This is a genomic window from Vibrio sp. 1402, assembly GCF_033340275.1.
This window is the reverse complement of the sequence record NZ_JAWOWE010000573.1, coordinates 1-552: the sequence shown is the minus strand read 5'-3', so window position 1 is coordinate 552 and position 552 is coordinate 1. Positions and strand designations below refer to the sequence as shown.

General features: G+C 44.6%; 1 pseudogene. It reads right to left on the bottom strand.

What is annotated here, in order from left to right:
- Positions 1-552 (bottom strand): annotated as a pseudogene (locus R7044_RS27320) (lipase family protein); the annotation flags it as partial.

Genomic DNA, 552 nt, shown 5'->3' with positions numbered 1-552 from the left:
TAAAGGGATAAGTGAATTTGATCGCGATATTTGCACCTTTCCCCGCAAATACCAACATGTGGCCAAGTAAACCTTTTACGCGTTCAGAAAATTCGCTAGAGAGTTCTGAAATTTTGACGATTGAACGAGCAATCGCGTCATATATAGTAGCAATAGCAGAACCTACATTTTGCAGGGCAAAGACTGACGCCGCAGCCCCACCATCAACTAACAACGTAAGGAGCGCTGCCGAGATCTTATCTGCCCAATCCGCAGAAGGTGTGGCTTGAAGTCGATTCTCATAGTTTAAAACTACGCGTTTAAAAGTGGAGCTTGCCTTTTGAAAGCCAAGGCTATCCCAGGTTGCAGTCTGTGTATAAGAACTGTACTCCGCCATAAAATGTGCGCTAGGAAAAAGACCTTGAGCACGATTCAATATGTACTCCGAACCATCATAAGGCACATGATAAAAAGGCCATACTGGCGCTTTTGTTACGGGGTCCGCACCATTGACACAACGGAAGTGCGTCGATATTCGAGATGATGAGTTGATCGAAAAAGATTTCATTCCGA